Genomic DNA, 20,388 nt, shown 5'->3' on the forward strand with positions numbered 1-20,388 from the left:
AGCGCAGAGGCTGCCGGCCCAAGTAGAGGCTTTGGTTAGTGTGTGTACTGTCAGCTGCCACTAAGGCCATTCAGCCGATCGGCTAAGGCATCTCTTTCTGACGCGCGACGGGGAACTAGCAAGTGCTGGTAAGAGTCAGCACTCCTATACCTGGATGGCTGACCGGATTCAGGCTTCGGTGATTGGTCATGTTGCTTCTCCCGGTTTGCACGATGACAAAGGTAGAAAGGGGGTTCTTCCTGTGGAGCTCTTAGACGCAAAGGTGGGGCTGCAAATGAATCTCCAGCTGGGGGACGACGCAGCATGGAGCGCACATCGCCAGCCCATGCGAGCCCTACTTCAGGCGCGCTGTACTTCGTCCTGAATTGTAGGTGGACTGCCATGATTGCGATGAGGGGACTCCATCGATGGGTGCCCCCTCATCGCAGCTAGGTCATTCAGCCGGCTGTGGTTGGCTTGCCTCGGCGACTTTTGCGGTGTCAACGAACTGTTCGAAGCGGACGATGAGTCCACCGCGAACGATGAAGTGGTGGGCGACCCGGACGTTTAGGGGATTCCCGGTGGCCCGGTGTTTGGCGGTATATCTGGCCAGTACCACCACGTTTTCGCCCTCTACGACGTACGTTTCGTCGTGGGCAGTCCAGTCATCCCAATCCCGGCCAAGGATTTCCATGACGTTCGATGTGACGCCCGAGGGTGTCCGGTAGGTTCCGGCGAAGGGGAAGCCGGCCATCTCCGTCCACTCGACATCCGGGGCCATTGTGGCACGGAGCCCTTCGAGGTCACCAGCTGCTGATGCAATGTACTGCCGGCGACGTCGCGGGGCTAGGCTGAGGTGAGGGGGTCGGTGGTGTCGTTCAGCCCCATGTCATTTCCCCCTTGGCGACCTTGGGCGCGATTTGCGCAGCAATGAGCATCCCGGAGTTCGGATAGCTTTATTTCAGGGCAGCCGTGACAGAGGCTCCGTCGGCTGAGCGGGCGAGGATCCGCTCGAATTCCTGGAGGTAGGACCGGGTGGAGTCGATTCCAGAGGCGTCGTTGGCGGTTCCCGGCAGGCGGTGTCCTGCGATGACGACCTCTGGTTTCAGGGCCTGCATCTGGTCAAGGAGCTGGATCCACGCTGAGCGCTGTTCGGGAGTTGAGGTGTCTGCGGTCCACACGTGTTCCTCCTGGAAGACCAGGACTCCACCGACGACTGAGTTCTGGTCCGCGTTGTAGAGGTAGTGCCTGTCGGGAAGGGTCTCGGAGCCGCCCCGGAGTTCGAAGCGGTGCCCCTCGAGGTCGATGGCGTCCGCCGTCAGGGGAGTGATCGTGGCCAGACGCGTTGGAAGGTTGGCCCCCAACACCGCCCAAGCCTTGAGCTTGCCCTCGTAACTTGCCTGGATGTGTTCAATCACGATGGGGGTCGCCAGGATTGTGGCATTCGGGAAATCGTCGGCGATGACTTCCAGGCCGAAGTAGTAGTCGGGGTCGGCGTGGCTGATGAAGACCGTTTCCAGGTCTTTGCCGGAGCCCAGGACCGCCGCAACGAGACGGTGGCCGTCAGCCCGGGTAAAGCCGGCGTCCACGAGGAGAGCCTTTGAGGGGCCGGAATCAAGGTTGCTGACTTGTTGGGTGACCCTGCGGGGAAGTCGAAATCGAAAACCTCAAAATTCAGTGACATGTTAGTGAACCTTTCTCGGAGGTCCCCGGAAAATGTCACCTATCACGGCGCAGCCGTCAGGGGTCCCGGTCAAGGAGCCAATTATGTGGTCGAGCTGTGACTCACGATTACATCGAATGTGACGCGCCGCCACAAGTCCACGACTCCGGCAATTGCCCGTACATGGCAGCCAGCCGGGTGGTGCCTGCCCCGTCTTTCCGGGGGATGCGGGGCAGGGACCCGGCGCGGACGATCGCCGTTGGAGGCATGCGGTGGCGGGTCGTCGAGGCCTGTCTAAACGCGGTGTGGGGAGCCGAGTTCGACTGGTTCTTCGTCGGTGAGGTAGGCGGCCTCGGAGTGGGCGACGATGTCGATGCCTCGGAGTTCATCGGCCTCGTGGATGCGCAAACCCATGGTGATGTTGAGGATCTTGGCGATTACCCAAGTGACGGCGAAGGAGTAGGCGAGCACGGCTGCGGTGGCGATTGATTGAATACCCAGAAGGTCGAAGCCTCCTCCGTAGAACAGCCCGTTGACCTTGTTGGGGGCTGCATCGGTGGCAAAGAAGCCGATCAGGAGGGTTCCGATGATCCCACCGATCAGGTGAACGCCGACGACATCGAGTGAATCGTCGAAGCCGAGGCGGAATTTCAGCTCGATGGCCAGTGAGCAGACTCCACCGGCGATGAGACCGATGGCCAGGGCTCCGAGCGGGCTGACTGCGCCGCAGGCGGGTGTGATGGCGACGAGGGCCGAGATCAGGCCAGATGCGGCGCCCATGCTGCTGGCGCTGCCGAGTCTGATGCGCTCCACCAGTGCCCAGGCGAGCAGGCCGGCGGACCCCGCTACCGCGGTGTTGAGGAAGACCACGGATGCTGAGTGCCCTGCGGTGAGTGCCGAGCCGGCGTTGAAGCCGAACCAGCCGGCCCACAGGAGTCCCGCGCCGACCAGTACGAGCGGGCGGCTGTGGGGTTTGGTGTGTTCGCTCTTGGGCCATCCTGCGCTGCGACCCAGAACCAGGGCAAGGGCAAGGGCGGCGATTCCGGCGTTCATGTGTACTGCGGTTCCGCCGGCGAAGTCGATGGCTTTGAGGCTGTTGACGATCCAGCCGCCGGTCACTGAACCGTCCGCTGTGCTGAACGCGAAGACCCAGTGGGCGACAGGAAAGTAGACCAGCGTTGCCCAGAGCGCGGCGAAGGTCATCCAGGCACCGAACTTCATCCGACCGGCTGCGGCTCCGGCGATGATGGCGGTGGTGATTCCGGCGAAGAACAGTTGGAAGGCTGCGAACAGGGCTGCGGGTATGGGCGCGTTCGGGTTCTCGGTCAATAGTTGTTCCATGCCGAAGTACTCAGTGACGTCGCCGATGAGTCCGGCGCCGCCTATTGTGTTGCCGAACACCATCGAGTATCCGAATACGGCCCACAGCACTGCGACGATGCTCACGCCGCCGAAGCACATCATCATCATGTTGAGGATGCGGCGGGAGCCGACCATACCGCCGTAGAACAGGGCAAGGGCAGGGATCATCATGCAGACCAGGGCGCTGGCTGCGAGGATCCAGGCGACATCTCCAGAATTCATGGGAGCTCCAATCAGGGGAGTGGGATTGTTATGGCCGAATTCGGCCAAAGGGTGAGTGAAAGAGCCGGGCGTTTTTGTTAGTGGGCCAGCAACCACGCTGATGCTGCATGGCGGTAGCGGCTGATGCCTTTGTACTCGGCCATGTCTTCGGGGAGTTCGGCGAGCACGCGTCCCAGGCGTTCCCGCCAGGCGGGTATCTGGGCGATGTCTGAGAGGGACAGCAGGTGTGTCCGAACGAGGAACAGCACGGCACCTGAATGGGGGAGCCGGATGAGATGCTGAACTTCCACACGGAGGTGGAGCCTGTCCGGCATGGCAGGATCTGCCGCCACTGTCGCGCGGTCCTGGGCCCAGTCGGGGTATGTTTCGGTGGAGGTGTCCAGCCGGCGGTCTATGGTCATCGTCCAGTTGGTTCGGCGGTATTTCTCCCCGGGCTGTAGACGCATGAGGAATTGTTGGGCCCGGGTGATGATGTGTTCTCCGTGCACCCGGGGTACGGGGCCGTGGACTTCGAGGAATTTCATGCCCACATCGAACCCGAAGGACCAGTCGGCGGCGAAAGTGACGAGTCCGGCGTCGAGCCAGAGGGCGTCCTCCCGGTGGTCAAGTAGTGCTATGTCGTCCTGTACTTGGCTGCCCAGGAACCGCAGTGGACCCACGGGCAGGGAACTGTCGTCGCCGATGGTGAACTCCAGTTCGAGGTTCTGCAGGGTGTTCATCCAGCGGCACGCGTTGCCGTCCCGGTGGAAAAACATTGTGTCCGGGTGTTCCTCCGCCATGATGGGCAGCAGGGTGGAGATGGCGTCCCACACGGCGGGCCGCATGTGGGGGAGGGCCCGTACGCGCGTGGGGTCCCGCTTCAGCACCTCGTTGCGTTCCTTCAGTTCGTGAAGGTAGTGCTCATCGATGTCGAGTAGGCGGCCACCCCAAGCCCCCGCTTCCGTCTCTACTGTTTTGAGCGCGGGTTCGACGTTGGTGCTGTAGCGGTAGCTGTCCCCGGAAAAAGGGAAGGGAAATCGCGTGATCCTCTCCGGGAGGACTGTTTCCGGTTCATTGTCGATGACGTTGGTAGTCAAAGGTCCAACTCCATTTCGTGGTCCAGGCTGCGTGAGACGCAGCACATGATGGTGGTGTTGGCAGCCTTTTCCTGGTCGCTCAGGTAGAGATCCCGGTGCTGAGGGGCCCCACGCCGGACCGGAAGGGCGCATTCGCCGCAGACGCCCTTGCGGCACATGTTGGGGATGCTTTTTCCTGCCTTTTCGAGCGTCTCGAGCAAGGAAACTCCGGCAGGGACGTCCAACATGATGCCGCTGCGGGCAAGATTCACAGTGAATGGCTGGCCTGGGTCCAGCTCCGCAGCGCCAAAAGGTTCTGAATGTAGCCGGCCCTTCGGCCACCCGAGTTCGCGGGCCTGCCCCAGGACGGTTTCCATGAAGGCGGCCGGTCCGCAGACATAGAGGTGCGTTCCAAGCCGCTGGTTCGAGAGTCTTTCCGTCAGTTCCTTCCGGAAGCTGACGCGATCCGTAAATTCGGTCAGGGCTGGTCCCAACACTTCCCGCGCATCAAGTACATGCGGCCCTTCTCTGGGCCGGTGTACGTATATGAGCGACGTCGCGACGCCCCATTCCGCGGCGGCCCGGCTGTGCGAGAGCATTGGTGTGATTCCGATTCCGGCAGCTATCAGCAGGTGATGCGTCGCTGTTGCTGCGGGAGCGAAGGCGCTGCGGGGACGGGACACCAGGACGCGCTCGCCGATGGCGAGCCGGTGCATGGCCATGGATCCGCCGGCGCCGTCTTCGACCCGCAGGACGGAGATGGTGTATTCGGACGGTGCGCTTCCTGAACCGGTGAGGGAGTATGCGTTGGCGCCATCCCCGTACTGGACCACGAGGTGGCTTCCCGGGACATAGCAAGGCAGCGGGGCCCCTGACGGGTCGCTGAAAGTGATGCTGGTGACGGAGGCCGTCTGCACGCTGATATCCGTCACTTCCAAATGCAGGCCTCCCGCCACCGCTGGGTGGATGGTGGCATGGAGTGCTGTCACGGTCATGCTGCCTCCTCGGCATTGGCTTTGAATCCGAGGTAACCGGCGATGCGCCGGGAAAAGTGGCTGGAGATAGCCAGAGTGGTGGCGCATCCTTGGCAGTCAACCTGGGAGCCGATGGCCTGAAGGGTTTCAGTTGCCGTGCGGCAATGTGCGCAGAAGACGACGCGGGGCCCGGTTCCGTCGCTTAGGAGAGTCACTTCCTCTTCCATGAGTCCGGAAGCTGCGGCGGTGGCCGCAGCTGCATGGATGTCTGCCGGGGGGCCCGCCAGCACGAGACGGACCCCGACGCACGCCTGTTCGAGCGCGGTCCTGAGGCGAGCGAGGCTTTCCGGGTTCGCGGAGTCGAAACGGAGTTCATGTCGGGGCCGGTCGCCGGTATCTTCCTCCGCGTGTGCAGCTGATGTTCCGAACGACGCACAGATCGTCCCGCGGAAACCTGCCACAAGATCGCTTCCTTCTGCCGGAGTCATGGATGAGGATCGCATTTGGTTCCTATGGGGCGAACGAACGGTGACCGGTGTAGAAGCCCAGCGCATAGTCCGGGGTCTCAAATTTGACTGTTGTGCCTTTGGGGAAAAACAGCACGTCGCGTTCCTTCGCGTGCGTCATCTCCCCTGTCGCTTGGTCGGTGAGGATGAATTCCCCCTGTACCACGACCTTCATTTCGTCGTATGTGTACTCGTATACCAGCGGCTCGGAGGCTTTCAGTTCGAAGAACCCGGCGCTGATGGCCGAGCCTCCTGGGTTGGACAGGGAATCGCCGATTGCTGCGTCGCATCCGGGCTCGTTCATCGACGGCAGCCCGATATAGCCGCCTTCAACTTTGTGGATGGATCCGGCCTTGCTGAGTGTTCCTGTGAAGGTTTCCATGGTCTCTCCTGAATAGTGGTGTGAAACTATGATTCATCACAGTGAACGATCCTGGGTTTCGTCGATATTAACTTCCTGTTGCCGTCGGGTCCCCATGGCGTCTTTCAGATTTAACGCAGGAGGCACTCGTTGGAAACATCGCAACGGCTACTGTGGTTCAACAGCGTTTCCCCGTAGGTAACACCCAACTGAACAGGACAGTTCCGATGACCAGTGTCGCAACCCCTGAAGTACTCGCCGAGCATTCGGTGCCGGCCGAAGCCGGACAGATTTCCCTTGCGGACATCGCGAGGGCCCATGATGTGCGGTTCCTGCTGGCCACGTTCGTGGACATGACCGGCAAGCCGTGCGCCAAGCTGGTGCCGGTCGAAGCCGCAGATGAGCTGGAAGCCGGAGCGATGGGATTTGCCGGATACGCCGCAGGGCTGATCGGACAGAAGCCCCAGGACTCCGACCTCATTGCAGTCCCCGACCTTTCGTCTTTCACTCCCGTACCGTTCATCAAGGACGGCCTGGCGATCATCCACTGCGACCCGCACGTGGACGGTACGCCGTGGCCCTACGCCCCACGGGTCATCCTGAAAAACACCCTCGCCCGCCTGACAGGGCAAGGAATGCAGGCCAAGATCGGCGCGGAAGTTGAGTACTTCCTGGTCAACAAGAACCCCGACGGCTCCCTGAGCACCGCCGACGCCCGCGATGACTCGCCCCGCCCCTGCTACGACGCCCGCGGCGTCACCCGCATGTACGAACACCTCACCTCCATCTCCGAGGCGATGAACGGCCTGGGCTGGGGCAACTACGCCAACGACCACGAAGACGCGGCCGGTCAGTTTGAACAGAACTTCAACTATGCCGACGCCCTCACCACGGCCGACCGTGTGGTCACCCTGCGCTACATCCTGAACATCCTCGCCGAACAGCGCGGCATGACCGCCACATTCATGCCCAAACCGTTCACGGACCGGACCGGCACCGGCCTGCATTTCCACCTGTCCCTGTGGTCCGGCGCGGACGCGCTGTTCCCGGGGGACGACGGCGAACGCGGCCTGGGGCTCTCAGAGCTCGCCTACTCCTTCATTGGCGGCCTCCTGGAACACGCACCGGCGCTCCAGGCGTTCCTGGCACCCACGGTCAATTCGTACAAGCGCTCGGGCGCCACCACCAGCTCCTCCGGCGCCACGTGGTCCCCACGGAAGGCCTCGTTCGGGGGCAACGACCGCACGCACATGATCCGCGTCCCGGACGAAAAACGCATCGAACTCCGCTCCGGGGACGGTTCTGCCAACCCCTATCTCGCCATCGCCACGGCGATCGAAGCAGGTTTGGACGGAGTCGCGAAAGGAACCGACCCCGGTGCGCCATCGGGCCCTGGTAAAGCCCGCCCGGACGCCCACTCCCTTCCCGCGACACTCCTGCACGCCGTCGAGGCCCTTCGCCGCGACCCGGTCATCCTCGCCAGCCTCAGCGGCGACGAGCAGATCGGAAAGTACTACGCCGACGCCAAGGAAGAAGAGTTCCTGAGCTGGCACAACCAGGTCAGCGACTGGGAAATCCGCTCGTACCTGACCTCGATCTGACACCCATCTCCAACTAGAAAAGGACACAATATGTGCGGAATCGCCGCGCTGCAGCTGCGCAATCCCCGGCTGCACCCCCAGATGGGCAGCCTGCTGTCCTCCATGATGTGCCAGATCGTGGACCGCGGACCGGATTCCGCCGGACTCGCCGTCTACGACACCCCGGGCCTGGTGTCCCAGGGCACCGCCACCCTCAGCCTCCTCGGCAAGGACCAGGGCATGCCGGTCGGTGACATCACCGCAGCGCTGGAAACCCTCCTGCCCTCCGCCGCAACAGCCGTCAGGGTAATGGGGGACACCACCCTGGTGAGCGCCGCCGTCGACACCGGCCTGCTGGTGAAAGCCGTCAGCGAAACCCTTCCGGGCTCCACGATCATCGGCCGCGGCGAGCACGTGGCCGTCATGAAGAGCGTGGGCCACCCGATGGACATCGCCGCCGAACACGGGCTGGAGGCCATGGCAGGAAGCCAGGGCCTGTCCCACACCCGCATGGCCACCGAGTCCGCCGTCACCGCCGGAGGGTCCCACCCCTTCTCCGTCGCGGATGACCTGTGCCTGGTGCACAACGGCTCATTTTCCAACCACGCCACCATCCGGCGGGGCCTCCTGCGCGACGGTGTGGTGTTCGACTCTGACAACGACACCGAGGTCGGCGCCCGATACATCGCCTCCCGCTTGCAGCAGGGCGACACCCTCGAAGAGGCACTGACCAACCTCGGCAAGGTCTTCGACGGCTTCTACACGCTCGTCGTCACCACCGCCGACAGCATGGCCGTGGTCCGGGACCCCATCGCCTGCAAGCCCGCCATCATCGCCGAAACCGACGACTATGTCGCCATGGCCTCCGAATACCGTGCCTTGGCTGCCCTGCCCGGCATCGAAAACGCCCGCATCTTTGAACCTGAACCCGGAAAGGTCTACACATGGTCACTCTGACAGCCCCCGAAAACCTGGAAACCACCCTTGATTCCTTCAGCGTTGACCTGGCCGGCAGCCCGGTCCGGGACCTGAACCAGGCCCTCCACCACGCCGTTGAAGGCCAGGCCTGGACGGTCGCCAACCCTGGCGGCAAGCACAGCATCGCGGTGGGAATCAACGCCGACGTCAGCGTAACCATCAACGGCCACGCCGGATACTACGCAGCCGGAATGCACCAAAAGGGCGAGGTGACCGTCACCGGCAACGCCGGCGTCGGACTCGCAGAGAACATCATGTCCGGAAAAGTGCACGTCCACGGCGACGCCTCCCAATCGGCGGCGGCCACCGGACACGGCGGACTCGTGGTCATCGACGGCAATGCCGGGGCCCGGTGCGGGATCTCCATGAAGGGCGTGGACATCGTGGTCGGCGGCAACATCGGGCACATGTCAGCATTCATGGCCCAGGCCGGCCGGCTCGTGGTCTGCGGCGACGCCGGCGACGCGCTGGGCGACTCCATATACGAAGCCCGGATCTACGTTAAGGGAACGGTCGCGTCGCTCGGTGCCGACTGCATCGAAAAGCCGATGGAAGCCGAACACCTTGAAGAACTCGGCGGGCTCCTCACCGCGGCAGGCCGCGCCGACAACCCCGCGGACTTCAAACGCTACGGATCGGCACGGAGCCTCTACCACTTCAGCGTCCACAACTCGACGTCGTACTAAGGACAATCCCATGACCATCACCTCACTGCCCCAGGACACGGTTCTCCCCGCCCGGGAGCGTCCCCAGAACATCGCTGAGCTGGGACTGCGCGAATCGGCAACGTTCGACCGTGCCACCATCGCGGACATCCAGCGCGCAGCCGCCACCGGCGTCTACGACATCCGCGGCTGGGGCGCCAAGCGCAAGGTCCCGCACTTTGATGACCTGCTGTTCCTCGGCGCCTCGATGTCCCGCTACCCGCTCGAGGGCTACCGCGAGAAGTGCGATACCGACGTCGTCCTCGGTGACCGGCACGCGAGCCGGCCGCTGCACCTGCAGACGCCGGTGACCATCGCCGGGATGAGCTTCGGTGCGCTGTCGGCCAACGCCAAGGAGGCGCTGGGTCGCGGTGCCAGTGAGGTGGGGACCTCCACCACAACGGGCGACGGCGGCATGACGCCTGAAGAGCGCGGGCAGTCCAAGCACCTCGTCTACCAGTACCTGCCGTCCCGCTACGGCATGAATCCGGATGATTTGCGAAAGGCGGACGCCATCGAGATCGTGCTCGGCCAGGGTGCCAAGCCCGGCGGCGGCGGCATGCTGCTGGGCCAGAAAATCACCGAGCGCGTCGCGGGGATGCGCACCCTGCCCGTCGGCATCGACCAGCGCTCCGCCAGCCGGCACCCGGACTGGACCGGCCCGGACGACCTGGAAATCAAAATCGGCGAACTGCGTGAGATTACCGACTGGAAGACCCCGATCTACGTCAAGATCGGCGCCTCCCGCCCGTACTATGACACCGCCCTGGCCGTGAAGGCCGGAGCCGACGTCGTCGTCGTCGACGGAATGCAGGGCGGCACCGCCGCGACGCAGCAGGTCTTCATCGAGAACGTGGGGATCCCCACCCTGGCCGCGATTCCTCAGGCCGTTCAGGCCCTGCAGGAACTGGGCCTGCACCGCAAGGTCCAGCTCATCGTCTCCGGCGGCATCCGCACCGGCGCCGACGTCGCCAAAGCCATGGCCCTCGGGGCCGACGCCGTGGCCATCGGCACGGCGGCGCTGATCGCCCTCGGCGACAACGATCCCCGCTACGCTGCCGAATACGCCGCGCTCGGCTCGGCCGCCGGCTTCTACGACGACTTCCAGGACGGCCGCGACCCCGCCGGCATCACCACCCAGGACCCGGAGCTCTCCTCCCGGCTGGACCCGGTAGCTGCAGGCAAGCGCCTCGCCAACTACCTGCGCGTTCTCACCATGGAGGCTCAGACTATCGCACGAGCCTGCGGCAAGTCGCACCTGCACAACCTTGAACCGGAAGACCTCGTGGCGCTGACCATCGAAGCCTCTGCCATGGCCCGCGTCCCGCTGGCCGGCACCTCGTGGATTCCCGGTGCAGGCCAAGGTGCACTGTGACTGACTCCTCCCACTATGTGGTCGTGGGCGCCGGCCTCGCCGGCGCAGCCACCGCCTGGCAGCTCGCCTCCCGCGGCCACCAGGTCACCCTCCTGGAACGCAATGTTCCGGCAAGCCACGACGCCAGCTCGCATGGCTCAGCCCGGATCTTCCGCTACGCCTACCCGGAGCACTTCTACACCCGGGCGGTCGTGGAGTCCAAGGCACTCTGGGACGGACTGGTCGCCGCCACGGGAACCCCGCTGATCAGTCCCTTCGGCGCGGTGGACTACGGTTCAGAGCGCAATCCGCGGCTCCTGGCCTCGGTGCTGGCTGACGAGGGTATCGAGCACGAACTTCTGTCCGCTTCCGAAGCACGGACGCGCTGGCCGCAGATCGGCTTCGACACGGAGGTTCTGTGGCACCCGGGCGCGGGCGTTATTGACGCCGAAACAGCAGTTAACGCGATCGTGGGCCTTGCCGTCGGAAATGGCGCCCGGCTGCTGACGGACTGGAGCCTGCACAGCATAGAGCGCAACGGCAGCGGCTACCACCTCACCTCCACGAGCGGGGAAACGCTCGACGCCGGCAACGTGGTCGTCAGCACGGGCGGCTGGCTTCCGCGGTTACTCGGGTCGCTCTCCCTGCCAGACGCTTTCCTCGCCGGGCTTCCGGACATCACCGTCCGGCAGGAACAGGCCTTCCATTTCAGATACATTGATCACGGATCTGCGGGTCGGTGGCCAACCTTCATTCATAAAGCTGCCGACATTCAGGCCTACGGGCTTCCCGGAGGGCGGGATGCCGGTTTTGCCGGGCAGAAAGTGGCCGAGTACAACGGTGGTCCCCTCATTCCCTCCGCAGCCGAACAAACCGGTGTTGTAGATCCCGCTAATCGGGAACGGGTGGCGGACTACGTCCGCCGCTACCTGCCCGGCCTGGACCCGGAGCCCTACGCCGAGACCACCTGCCTGTTCACCAACACCCCCAATGAAGACTTTCTCATCGACCGAGTGGACAACATAACCATCCTGTCCCCGTGTTCCGGCCATGGTGCCAAGTTCGCACCGCTCATTGGCCAGTGGGCCGCGGACCTCGCCACCGGCTCCCGAGGCGTTCCAGACCGGTTCCGTCCCACCGCCGGCGTCAGCACCTCATGACCTTGTACCCGACCTTTCCTGCACGGCTGCCGATCGCTACAAAGAAACGGATCCATCCTGTGACCACCTCCACCATCAAGCAGACTGCTGACTCCGTAAGCGGTCTGCTCGAGGACATCTCCACTATCGGCAAGGACAAGTCACGGGGAGGCTATTCGCGGCCAGTGTTTTCCACTCCCGAAACAGATTTGCGCCACTGGTTCATTGAGCAGGCCGGCCGCCGCAGGCTGGACGTCCACACGGACCAGAACGGCATCATCTGGGCATGGTGGGACACCGCTGGTGGTACCCGCAGGGATGCCGTAGTTACCGGAAGCCACTTGGACTCCGTTCCCGGCGGCGGTGAATACGACGGTCCGCTCGGTGTCGCGTCGGCGCTGGTCGCCGTCGACATCCTCAAATCCCGCGGACTCCGGCCCCAGCGGCCGCTGGCCATCGCCGTGTTTCCCGAAGAGGAGGGTTCCCGCTTCGGCGTCGCCTGCCTGGGCTCCCGTCTGTTGACGGGTGAACTGGACCCGGACAAGGCACGTCGGCTCAAGGACCCTGATGGGAACACGTTCGCCGACGTCGCCGCCGCGAACGGCCAGGATCCTCGGCTGATCGGAGTCGATTACACCACGCTCCAGCAGATGGGGGTCTTCGTGGAACTGCACGTGGAACAGGGCAGGGGACTGGTGGACCTGAACCAGCCGGTGGCCATTGGCTCGTCCATATTGGGCCACGGCCGCTGGAAACTCAGCATCAGCGGACAGGGCAACCATGCCGGCACCACCCTGATGACCGACCGCAAGGACCCCATGATCGCCGCTGCAAAAATCATGGTCAGCATCCGCGACACCGCCAGGAAGTACCGGGATGCCCGGGCCACCGTCGGTAGGGTTCAACCCGTTCCAGGCGGGACCAACGTGATCGCCTCCCGGGTGGACCTGTGGATCGATGTCCGGCACCCGGACGACGCCGTAACCGCAGCCCTGGTTGAAGCCATTAGGCTGAACGCGCAAGTATTTGCCGCCGAGGAAGGCTGCACCGCCAGCCTCAATGCGGAGTCTCTTAGCCCCACTGTGCATTTCGACGGCGGCCTGAGGGACCGGCTCAAGGAACTGCTTCCATCCGCGCCCGTCCTGGACACCGGCGCCGGGCACGACGCCGGTGTGCTGAGTTCGCACCTTCCAACAGCGATGCTGTTCGTCCGCAATCCCACCGGGATCTCCCATTCACCGGACGAGCTGGTGGAGGACTGGGATGCAGAGGCCGGCGCGATCGCCTTGGCAGATTCCCTTGCAGGGTTCCTGGGGCAAGCACGACCTATCAGTTAGGGCTGCCGGAGCATCACTCACAGCAACCTAAGATGGCATATATGACCCAACATGCCCGGGAAGAGGTTGCCGGAAAACTCGAACAAGTGATTGCTGCCCAGCTGCGACGCTACCGCACCGCCCAGGGCCTGTCCTCCGCTGAACTTGCAGCCCGCACCGGACTGTCCAAGGCGATGATCTCGAAGATCGAAACGGCCAGCACGTCTTGTTCACTGACCACGTTGCAACGGCTCGCTGACGGCCTCGGGATCCCCGTCACCGCATTGTTCCGTGGTGCGGACACGGACAGGGATGCGACATTTACCAAGAGCGGCCAGGGCAGCCTTACAGTACGCAGCGGCACCCAGCACGGGCACGAATACCGGGTTCTTGGGACGCTTAAGGGGCGCACAGATGCGCTGGAACCAACCCTGGTCACGCTGACTGACGCCTCAGACGTCTTCCCGCTGTTTCAGCATCCGGGTACGGAATTCATCTACATGCTTGCGGGCCGGATGGTCTACGGCCATGGAGTATACGAATATGCCATGGAGCCAGGGGATTCGCTGCTTTTGGACGGCGAAGGACCTCACGGCCCGCTTGAACTGCTGGAACTGCCGATCCGGTTCCTGGCCATAGCGGCAAAATGAATCCAGCGCAGACGGTGGTTCTCCTGGCATCGGTTACGTGGCAGTGCGTTTGCCTGCAGGTCTAAGGGGCTTCGAGGTGACAAAGAGAAGGTGTGGACAAAGTCCACTTTTTCGCCTCGAACTGCCGCCTGCTGGAGCCGTATGTGCTCGGTTTGTCTTGCCAAAGTGCGTGTGGACATTGTCCACAGCCATGTCTGTTTTATGCGAAGATCCGGGGTGACAAAAACGCCAGCGTTTCGAGCACAAGGGTCCAAGACACCGCATCCTGTGGTCGCTACGCCTGCCCGCAGCGGGACTCTTGCTGTCGACGGCGTTGTTGCGGAACGGAACCGGACGATCAAAAACCGAGACTCTTGGCTCTGCTGTAGGTTTCTTGACCTTAAGTAGCGGTGGTGACTGCTGTGGTGGTGACGTTGCCGCCCAGTGCAATCCATAGGTAGCGGATTGAATTTTCAACGCCGCGGCGGTCAACGCCGGCCAGGAGCTGCAACACCAGACCGTCGAGGGCGGCGAAGGCAGCCTGAGCTGCGCCCTCGTCCTGGCCGAACCCAATCCGGTGCAGACCCTCGGCGAACGCGGTGATGTAGCTCGCGTACAACTGCTGCACAGCGTCCGCCAGTTCAGGTTGGCGCCGTGATTCGAGGATCATTTCGTACTGGAAGATCTGCAGGTCGGGATTCTCCGCGATCAGCGCAAGGATGCTTTCGCAGAACTCTTCTTCGGTCGCTGGGAGTATTTCAAGTTGCGACAGCCCGATGGATTGCTGAACCGACCATTCGAGGGCTGCCTTGATCAGTAAGCTCCGCGTGCCGAAGTGGTGGGCCACCAGGGTGTTGTTGACCCCTGCGTGCTCAGCTACAGCGCGGAAGGTCAGCCCCCTCAGCCCCTTGTGCGCCACGACGTGCACAGTCGCGGCCAGCAGCGCCTCACGGCCCGTGCCGTATCCCTTATGCCTATCCCCGTTCATGGGTCGATTCTAGCTTCCCGGACCTCGCTATTGACGTAGATCCTCAGCACATGCTTAGATGTGATGCGTCGCACAACTAAGCAAACGCTCAGTCAACGCTTTTTTCTCTTGAGGAGACAATGATGTCCACTTCCCCCACCACGACCAGTTTTGCCGTCCATGACGCCTTTGATCCACAGAAGTATGAGCCCTTCGTCCTGGGCCAGGTCCAGTGGGTTCGCCGTCCCGGCGACGGGGACCGACCGGCTCTGTCGGCAGGTTTCTGGCGTGTCACCACCCAAGAAGCCCCGGAGCCCTTTGATCTTCTGATCGAGGCCGACGAAACCCTTCACATCATCGAGGGGCATCTGCACATCGAGGTTGAAGGCGGTCAAAACTTCGACCTGCGTCCGGGCTCTGTGGCGTCCTTCAATAAGGGCACGAAGACCCGCTGGACCGTCGTAGAAGACACCATCGAGTTCTTCGTCTACACCTGATCGATCTCCAGAAACTTTTGAAAGCAGAAGGCCCCACTGTGACTAACGCCAACCCCACCACTGAACAGGCTGATGTCGTCATCATCGGCGCGGGTTTCGCCGGTCTGACCGCTGCCCGGGAGCTCCGCCAGGCTGGACACTCCGTCGTCGTCCTTGAAGCACGAGACCGGATCGGCGGGCGAACCTGGCTTGATAACCAGTTGGGCCGTCCCTTGGAAATGGGCGGCACCTGGGTTCACTGGACCCAGCCCTACGTCTGGGCCGAGATGAAGCGTTATGGGCTGGGCACCGTACAAAGCCCGGTTCCAGAAACTGCCTACTGGTGGGCCGAAGATCAACGCCACGCGGGCAGCCCAGAACAGTTGCTGTGCCACATCGACGAACCCAACCGGAAACTCATGGAAGAATCCAGAGCGTACTTCCCGCAGCCGTTTAGCCCCTTCACCAATCCGGATATCAAAGGCATCGATGAGATCTCGCTACCCGATAAATTCACTGAACTCCGCCTTTCGCCCTATTCCCGCGACATCCTGGAATCCTTCTGGGCTCTGAACTTCAACGGTCCCGTTGATCATGCAGCCTTCACCCAGGCCCTGCGCTGGGTAGCGATCACCAACGGCGACTGGATGGTCAACTTCGAAGCCTGCGCCACCTTCAAGATCCAGGGCGGCACCGGCAAACTGATCACCAGCATCGCTGCCGGAACCGATGTCCGTCTTGGAAAAACCGTCACCTCCGTCCAGTACAGCGGCGACAAGGCTTCCGTCACTACTAGCGCCGGCGACACCTTCGACGCCGCACACGTCATCTGCACCCTGCCTCTGGGAGTCATGGCGACCGTGGACTTCCAGCCTGCCCTGCCCACACCTGCCCAAAAGGCCATCACCGAAGGGCAGATCTCCAAAGGCGTCAAGGTCTGGATCACCGTCAAGGGCGAGGTCAAGCCCTTTGTTGCCCTCGGCTCAGCCGACTGGCCTCTAAACTACGTCCAGGCCGAATACGACCAGGACGGAAACACAATCCTCGTGGCCTTCGGACCCGACTCCGCCTGCATTGACGCCGCAGACCTCCAGCAGGTCCAGGCAGCCATAGACCTCCTCGTCCCGGACCTTGAAGTCTTGGACGTCGCCAGCCACGACTGGACCAGCGATCCCCTTTCCGGACAAACCTGGGCCATGCACCGCACCGGGTTCCTCACAGAATCCCTCGCCAGCTTCCAGCAACCACACGGACCCCTGCTGTTCGCCGGTTCCGACTATGCCAACGGTTGGGGCGGGTTCATCGACGGAGCCATTGAAAGCGGAATGGAATCAGCACACACCATCATCCAGCGCCGCGCCTAATGCCGAACCCTGCAACACCCCCCCACAAAAATCCTCAAAGAAGGTTGACATCCACCATGTCAAAGACACAAACACCCAACGGTTCAACCGCAGCAACACTGCCAGGCACCGACTTGAAAAAGGGCTCCATCGGAGTCCTCGGTATCCTGTTCTTCGTCCTGTCCGCGCAGGCACCACTGACCGGGATAGCGGGGGCATCCGGTCTCACCGTGCTCCTTGGCAACGGGGCGGGGGCGCCCGGGGCGTACCTGGCTGTCGGCGTCGTCATCATCATCTTCGCCGTCGGCTTCATCGCCATGAGCCGCAGGATCAAAGCGAACGGCGCCTTCTACGCCTACGTCTCGGCAGGACTTGGCCGTTACACAGGTGCCGGGGCCGCCTGGCTGGCACTCCTTGCGTACGGCAGTGTCCAAGCCTGCATGTACGGACTCTACGGGGCCAGCCTCAGCGCCCTCATCGCCACCTACACCGGCGTGAGCATTCCCTGGTGGTTGCTGGTCTTGGTCACCATGGCAGGAGTTCAACTACTGGGTTCAAGGAACGTCGAACTCGGCGCCAAATTTCTTGCAGTCCTTGTCGGCGCCGAGGTAGCAATCCTCCTGGCCTTCGGCATCAGCGTCCTTGCCTCCGGAGGCGGACCCGAAGGAATCAGCCTTTCCGCCAGCTTTTCCCCCGCAGCAATCGCAGCTGGGGCCCCTGGTGTGGCCATCATGTTCGCTGTCGCCTCAATGTTCGGCTTCGAATCCACTGCGATCTACTCCGGCGAAGCGAAGGATCCCCGCCGCACCGTGGCCAGGGCCACCTATCTTTCGGTCAGCGCTATCGCGATCTTCTTCGCCTTCAGCACCTGGATGCTCGTCTCTTACTACGGCCCCGCAGCCGTACAAGGAGCCGCAGGTGCGGCCGTCGAATCGGGTGACGCCACCTCGTTCTTCTTCGCAGCAGCCGTCGACAAACTCGGCGCTTGGGCCGGCCCGGTCGGCGGTATCTTCCTCATCACCTCGGTTCTTGCAGGCATCATCGCCTTCCACAATGCAATAAACCGCTACCTGCACTCACTTGCCCAGCGTGGATCCGTCCCAGCCCGTCTGGCCCGAACCAACACCCATGGCGCACCTTACGCCGCCGCATATGTCCAGACGGCTATGGCCCTTGTGCTGACGATGCCGTTCGCCATCCTCGGCATGGACCCCGTCCTGACTCTTTTCGCCTGGTTCTCAGGAGTCGCGGTCGTATCCCTGCTGGTCCTGTATGTCCTCGCTTCGGTAGCAGTGGTCGTCTTCTTCCGCCGCCACGGGGGGCAAGGGGTCTGGCAGACACTGATCGCCCCGATCCTTGCAGTGTTCCTGATGACCGCCGTGCTCTGGTCAGTGATCAGCAACTTCACCACCCTCATCGGTGGTGATCCCATCACGGCAAACTGGCTGCTCCTGATGGTCCCGTCCGCCTTCATCGCCGGCCTGCTCCTCGAGCGCCGAAACCGGACCGTACACACCATTGAGTTCACCGACACTGTCATAACAGCCGAGCCCACCGTCTAAACCCATCGGCAGCGCCTCAAAACTCGCTCCCGCCGACTCCAACCCATGAATGCCCAGGCAAAGAGGAAAGCCATGAACACCACACCCGCTCTAACCCAGGATGCCGTCGCTAGCCGTACCATTTTTGACCCAGCAACCGGTGAGCCGGTCGGTGAAGCCCCCGTCCACACCGTCGCAGACCTGCAGCACGCCGTCGACGTAGCCTTGGCCGCCCAGCCCGCCTGGGCAGCGTCGGGCCACGAGGCCCGGTCCGCGGCGCTCCTGAAGGCGGCAGACGCCGTCGAGGCCCGCGCCGAAGAACTCGCGCAACTGCTTTCCCGGGAGCAGGGCAAGCCATTGAACGGCCCGAACGCCCGGTTCGAAGTTGGTGCCTGCGCCGCCTGGCTGCGCGCGGCCGCCGGGACACCGTTGGAGGCCGAAACCGTTGTCGATGATGGCGAGACCCGGGCCGAACTGCGCTACCGCCCTATCGGGGTTGTGGGGGCCATCGGCCCGTGGAACTGGCCCATGATGATCACCATCTGGCAGATCGCCCCCGCCCTCCGGATGGGCAACGCGGTAGTGGTGAAACCTTCCGAATACACCCCGCTGAGTGTGCTTGCCCTCGTCGAAACCATCAATGAAGTCCTCCCCGAGGGCCTCCTGACAGTCATCTCCGGCGGGCGGGACGTCGGCGAGGCCCTGGCTTCCCACCCAGCCATCGGCAAGGTCATGTTCACCGGCTCCACCGCCACCGGCAAGGCGATCATCCGCTCCTCTGCGGACACCGTCAAGCGACTCACCCTTGAACTCGGTGGCAACGACGCCGGAATCGTCCTTCCTGACGCCGACCCCAAGGCCATCGCCGAGGGCCTCTTCTGGGGCGCATTCATCAACACCGGCCAGACCTGCGCGGCACTAAAGCGGCTCTATGTCCATGCCGACATCTACGACGCCGTCTGCGACGAACTGACCAACGTTGCAGAAGCGATGCCCATGGGCAATGGCTTGGATGAGAACAATGTACTTGGCCCCCTGCAGAACCGCCAGCAGTACGACATCGTCGCCCGCTTGGTGGAGGCCGCCAAAGCTTCCGGTGCCCGGGTGCTGCTCGGTGGCAACCCCGATGCCGACCAGCCCGGCAACTTCTACCCCACCACGCTCGTGGCGGACATCGACAACGACAACCCGCTGGTCGTCGAGGAACAGTTCGGCCCCGCCCTGCCGATCATCAAGTTCAGCACGGTTGACGAGGCAATCGCCAAAGCCAACGCGCTCGACGTCGGACTGGGCGCCTCAGTCTGGTCCTCCGATTTGAGCGCCGCCCGCGAAGTCGCCTCCCGGATCGAAGCCGGCACCGTGTGGATCAACAAGCACGGCGCCGTGGACCCGCGCGTTCCCTTCGGTGGTGCGAAGCAGTCCGGCTACGGCCTGGAATTCGGCGTAGAAGGTCTCAAAGCACTCGGTGTACCGCAAATCATCAACGGCTAATGAGCACACACGCGGGCGACACGGCGGGCCCGCGCCGACCGTGTCGCCCACACCGGCAACGGGACAAGACTTCCATGGCATGCGCCCGTTGCAGTCAAAGGCGTCCGCTCCCCACCAGGAAGCGAGGAACCCCATGCTGTTCTGAAGGCTGGTGAAACGGTGGCCATCGCGGACGATCCCTACGTTGCAAGGGCCGCCTCAATCTGCGCGCCGGGCAGCATGTTCAGGAGCTGGCCGGCAAGGACGGTGTCGTCGATCTTGGTGCTCACGTCGCCGGCTTTCCTTGCCTCGGCCAGCCAGCGCTGAATGGCGTCAAGCCATTCAGCCATCGAACCCCGGTGAATCAGCGCCTTCTGGGGGTCGTTTACCGCTTCTGCCAGAAGGGAATAACTGTCCGCGCCTCGTTAACACGCTCCTCGTCCAAGGGGAGAACCTCGAGGCAGAATGCTCGCAAAGCGGCAAGGCCGGACTTGTTGGCAGTTACGCCCGAAATTCGCTGGTTGGTGCGAATGAAAACATGTCCGATCGCGAATTCCAGGAGCGTCTCTTTAGTCGGAAAGTAGGGCTTCAGCGCCCCGTTGGCGAAACCCGCCTCCATCGCAATCTCCCGTATGGTGGCGCCCTCAATGCCGTGACGGGCAATGATCCTCCAAGTTGCATCCAGCTCCAGGCGACGCTCATTAAGGTCAACATACTTTTGGCACGCTGCCCCTTCCGGGAAACATTCCTCTTCAACTCTTGTGATCAA

The 20,388-nt window shown here is 63.0% G+C and carries 18 protein-coding genes and 2 pseudogenes; 11 read left to right on the plus strand and 9 right to left on the minus strand.

The annotated features are described in order from the left end of the window. Positions 1-433: 433 nt before the first annotated feature. From QRN51_RS12335 to QRN51_RS12365, 7 genes and pseudogenes are all read right to left on the minus strand, one after another. Positions 434-805: pseudogene (locus QRN51_RS12335) on the minus strand (nuclear transport factor 2 family protein); the annotation flags it as partial. A 130-nt stretch (positions 806-935) separates the two neighbouring features. Continuing rightward, a complete protein-coding gene (locus tag QRN51_RS12340) occupies positions 936-1,568 on the minus strand; it encodes an MBL fold metallo-hydrolase (protein ID WP_284990140.1) in 633 nt (210 codons plus the stop codon). A gap of 368 nt (positions 1,569-1,936) precedes the next feature. Further along, positions 1,937-3,226 (minus strand): ammonium transporter, encoded by a 1,290-nt coding sequence (locus QRN51_RS12345; RefSeq protein ID WP_284990142.1) that lies wholly within the window; start codon positions 3,224-3,226, stop codon positions 1,937-1,939. 77 nt (positions 3,227-3,303) lie between these two features. After that, positions 3,304-4,302 (minus strand): heme-dependent oxidative N-demethylase family protein, encoded by a 999-nt coding sequence (locus QRN51_RS12350; protein ID WP_284990144.1) that lies wholly within the window; start codon positions 4,300-4,302, stop codon positions 3,304-3,306. Next, positions 4,299-5,276 carry a PDR/VanB family oxidoreductase gene (locus QRN51_RS12355; RefSeq protein ID WP_284990145.1) on the minus strand — a complete coding sequence of 326 codons (978 nt, stop codon included), beginning with the start codon at positions 5,274-5,276 and terminating at the stop codon, positions 4,299-4,301. The genes QRN51_RS12350 and QRN51_RS12355 overlap by 4 nt, the downstream gene beginning before the upstream one ends. Beyond that, positions 5,273-5,758 carry a dimethylamine monooxygenase subunit DmmA family protein gene (locus QRN51_RS12360; protein WP_284990146.1) on the minus strand — a complete coding sequence of 162 codons (486 nt, stop codon included), beginning with the start codon at positions 5,756-5,758 and terminating at the stop codon, positions 5,273-5,275. The genes QRN51_RS12355 and QRN51_RS12360 overlap by 4 nt, the downstream gene beginning before the upstream one ends. 7 nt (positions 5,759-5,765) lie before the next feature. Beyond that, positions 5,766-6,143: a cupin domain-containing protein gene (locus tag QRN51_RS12365; RefSeq protein ID WP_284990147.1), complete on the minus strand. Its 378-nt coding sequence runs from the start codon at positions 6,141-6,143 to the stop codon at positions 5,766-5,768. Positions 6,144-6,349: 206 nt separating this feature from the next. Here QRN51_RS12365 and glnT point away from each other — a divergent pair, with 206 nt between their 5' ends. The 7 genes from glnT to QRN51_RS12400 are packed head-to-tail and all read left to right on the plus strand — an operon-like array spanning position 6,350 to position 13,843. Next, positions 6,350-7,723 (plus strand): type III glutamate--ammonia ligase, encoded by a 1,374-nt coding sequence (gene glnT, locus QRN51_RS12370; RefSeq protein ID WP_284990148.1) that lies wholly within the window; start codon positions 6,350-6,352, stop codon positions 7,721-7,723. A 30-nt stretch (positions 7,724-7,753) separates the two neighbouring features. After that, on the plus strand, positions 7,754-8,659 hold the full coding sequence (locus tag QRN51_RS12375; protein WP_284990149.1) for a class II glutamine amidotransferase domain-containing protein: 906 nt from the start codon (positions 7,754-7,756) through the stop codon (positions 8,657-8,659). Next, on the plus strand, positions 8,647-9,366 hold the full coding sequence (locus QRN51_RS12380) for a GltB/FmdC/FwdC-like GXGXG domain-containing protein (protein ID WP_284990150.1): 720 nt from the start codon (positions 8,647-8,649) through the stop codon (positions 9,364-9,366). Before QRN51_RS12375 ends, QRN51_RS12380 begins: the two co-directional genes overlap by 13 nt. A 10-nt stretch (positions 9,367-9,376) precedes the next feature. Then, on the plus strand, positions 9,377-10,759 hold the full coding sequence (locus tag QRN51_RS12385; protein ID WP_284990151.1) for an FMN-binding glutamate synthase family protein: 1,383 nt from the start codon (positions 9,377-9,379) through the stop codon (positions 10,757-10,759). Then, positions 10,756-11,898 carry an FAD-dependent oxidoreductase gene (locus QRN51_RS12390; protein ID WP_284990153.1) on the plus strand — a complete coding sequence of 381 codons (1,143 nt, stop codon included), beginning with the start codon at positions 10,756-10,758 and terminating at the stop codon, positions 11,896-11,898. The genes QRN51_RS12385 and QRN51_RS12390 overlap by 4 nt, the downstream gene beginning before the upstream one ends. Positions 11,899-11,957: 59 nt before the next feature. Then, positions 11,958-13,214 carry an allantoate amidohydrolase gene (locus tag QRN51_RS12395; protein WP_284990155.1) on the plus strand — a complete coding sequence of 419 codons (1,257 nt, stop codon included), beginning with the start codon at positions 11,958-11,960 and terminating at the stop codon, positions 13,212-13,214. A 41-nt stretch (positions 13,215-13,255) separates the two neighbouring features. Beyond that, entirely contained in the window at positions 13,256-13,843 is a 588-nt protein-coding gene (locus QRN51_RS12400) for a helix-turn-helix domain-containing protein (protein ID WP_284990156.1), read from the plus strand. A 379-nt stretch (positions 13,844-14,222) separates the two neighbouring features. Here the strand turns inward: QRN51_RS12400 and QRN51_RS12405 are convergent, their stop codons facing one another. Further along, positions 14,223-14,810: a TetR/AcrR family transcriptional regulator gene (locus tag QRN51_RS12405; protein WP_284990157.1), complete on the minus strand. Its 588-nt coding sequence runs from the start codon at positions 14,808-14,810 to the stop codon at positions 14,223-14,225. Positions 14,811-14,932: 122 nt separating this feature from the next. Here QRN51_RS12405 and QRN51_RS12410 point away from each other — a divergent pair, with 122 nt between their 5' ends. The 4 genes from QRN51_RS12410 (at position 14,933) to QRN51_RS12425 (ending at position 19,640) form a co-directional block, all read left to right on the plus strand. Continuing rightward, on the plus strand, positions 14,933-15,286 hold the full coding sequence (locus QRN51_RS12410; RefSeq protein WP_284990158.1) for a cupin domain-containing protein: 354 nt from the start codon (positions 14,933-14,935) through the stop codon (positions 15,284-15,286). Between the two features lie 38 nt (positions 15,287-15,324). Then, complete coding sequence (locus tag QRN51_RS12415; RefSeq protein ID WP_284990159.1) at positions 15,325-16,629, plus strand: flavin monoamine oxidase family protein; 1,305 nt, start codon at positions 15,325-15,327, stop codon at positions 16,627-16,629. 56 nt (positions 16,630-16,685) lie between these two features. Then, positions 16,686-18,170, plus strand: coding sequence for an APC family permease (locus QRN51_RS12420; RefSeq protein WP_284990160.1), 1,485 nt, complete (start codon positions 16,686-16,688; stop codon positions 18,168-18,170). Between the two features lie 72 nt (positions 18,171-18,242). Continuing rightward, positions 18,243-19,640, plus strand: coding sequence for an aldehyde dehydrogenase family protein (locus QRN51_RS12425; protein ID WP_284990161.1), 1,398 nt, complete (start codon positions 18,243-18,245; stop codon positions 19,638-19,640). 179 nt (positions 19,641-19,819) lie between these two features. Here the strand turns inward: QRN51_RS12425 and QRN51_RS12430 are convergent. Continuing rightward, a pseudogene (locus tag QRN51_RS12430) lies at positions 19,820-20,385 on the minus strand (TetR/AcrR family transcriptional regulator). Between the last annotated feature and the right edge of the window lie 3 nt (positions 20,386-20,388).

It is taken from the genome of Arthrobacter sp. efr-133-TYG-120, assembly GCF_030209785.1.
Classification (GTDB): domain Bacteria; phylum Actinomycetota; class Actinomycetes; order Actinomycetales; family Micrococcaceae; genus Arthrobacter.

Excerpts from the sequence above, each read along its gene's own strand:
- QRN51_RS12345 (WP_284990142.1), bottom strand. The coding sequence starts at position 3,226 with ATGAATTCTGGAGATGTCGCCTGGATCCTCGCAGCCAGCGCCCTGGTC.
- QRN51_RS12355 (WP_284990145.1), bottom strand. The coding sequence starts at position 5,276 with ATGACCGTGACAGCACTCCATGCCACCATCCACCCAGCGGTGGCGGGA.
- QRN51_RS12360 (WP_284990146.1), bottom strand. The coding sequence starts at position 5,758 with ATGCGATCCTCATCCATGACTCCGGCAGAAGGAAGCGATCTTGTGGCA.
- QRN51_RS12365 (WP_284990147.1), bottom strand. The coding sequence starts at position 6,143 with ATGGAAACCTTCACAGGAACACTCAGCAAGGCCGGATCCATCCACAAA.
- glnT (WP_284990148.1), top strand. The coding sequence starts at position 6,350 with ATGACCAGTGTCGCAACCCCTGAAGTACTCGCCGAGCATTCGGTGCCG.
- QRN51_RS12375 (WP_284990149.1), top strand. The coding sequence starts at position 7,754 with ATGTGCGGAATCGCCGCGCTGCAGCTGCGCAATCCCCGGCTGCACCCC.
- QRN51_RS12380 (WP_284990150.1), top strand. The coding sequence starts at position 8,647 with ATGGTCACTCTGACAGCCCCCGAAAACCTGGAAACCACCCTTGATTCC.
- QRN51_RS12385 (WP_284990151.1), top strand. The coding sequence starts at position 9,377 with ATGACCATCACCTCACTGCCCCAGGACACGGTTCTCCCCGCCCGGGAG.
- QRN51_RS12400 (WP_284990156.1), top strand. The coding sequence starts at position 13,256 with ATGACCCAACATGCCCGGGAAGAGGTTGCCGGAAAACTCGAACAAGTG.
- QRN51_RS12405 (WP_284990157.1), bottom strand. The coding sequence starts at position 14,810 with ATGAACGGGGATAGGCATAAGGGATACGGCACGGGCCGTGAGGCGCTG.
- QRN51_RS12410 (WP_284990158.1), top strand. The coding sequence starts at position 14,933 with ATGTCCACTTCCCCCACCACGACCAGTTTTGCCGTCCATGACGCCTTT.
- QRN51_RS12420 (WP_284990160.1), top strand. The coding sequence starts at position 16,686 with ATGTCAAAGACACAAACACCCAACGGTTCAACCGCAGCAACACTGCCA.
- QRN51_RS12425 (WP_284990161.1), top strand. The coding sequence starts at position 18,243 with ATGAACACCACACCCGCTCTAACCCAGGATGCCGTCGCTAGCCGTACC.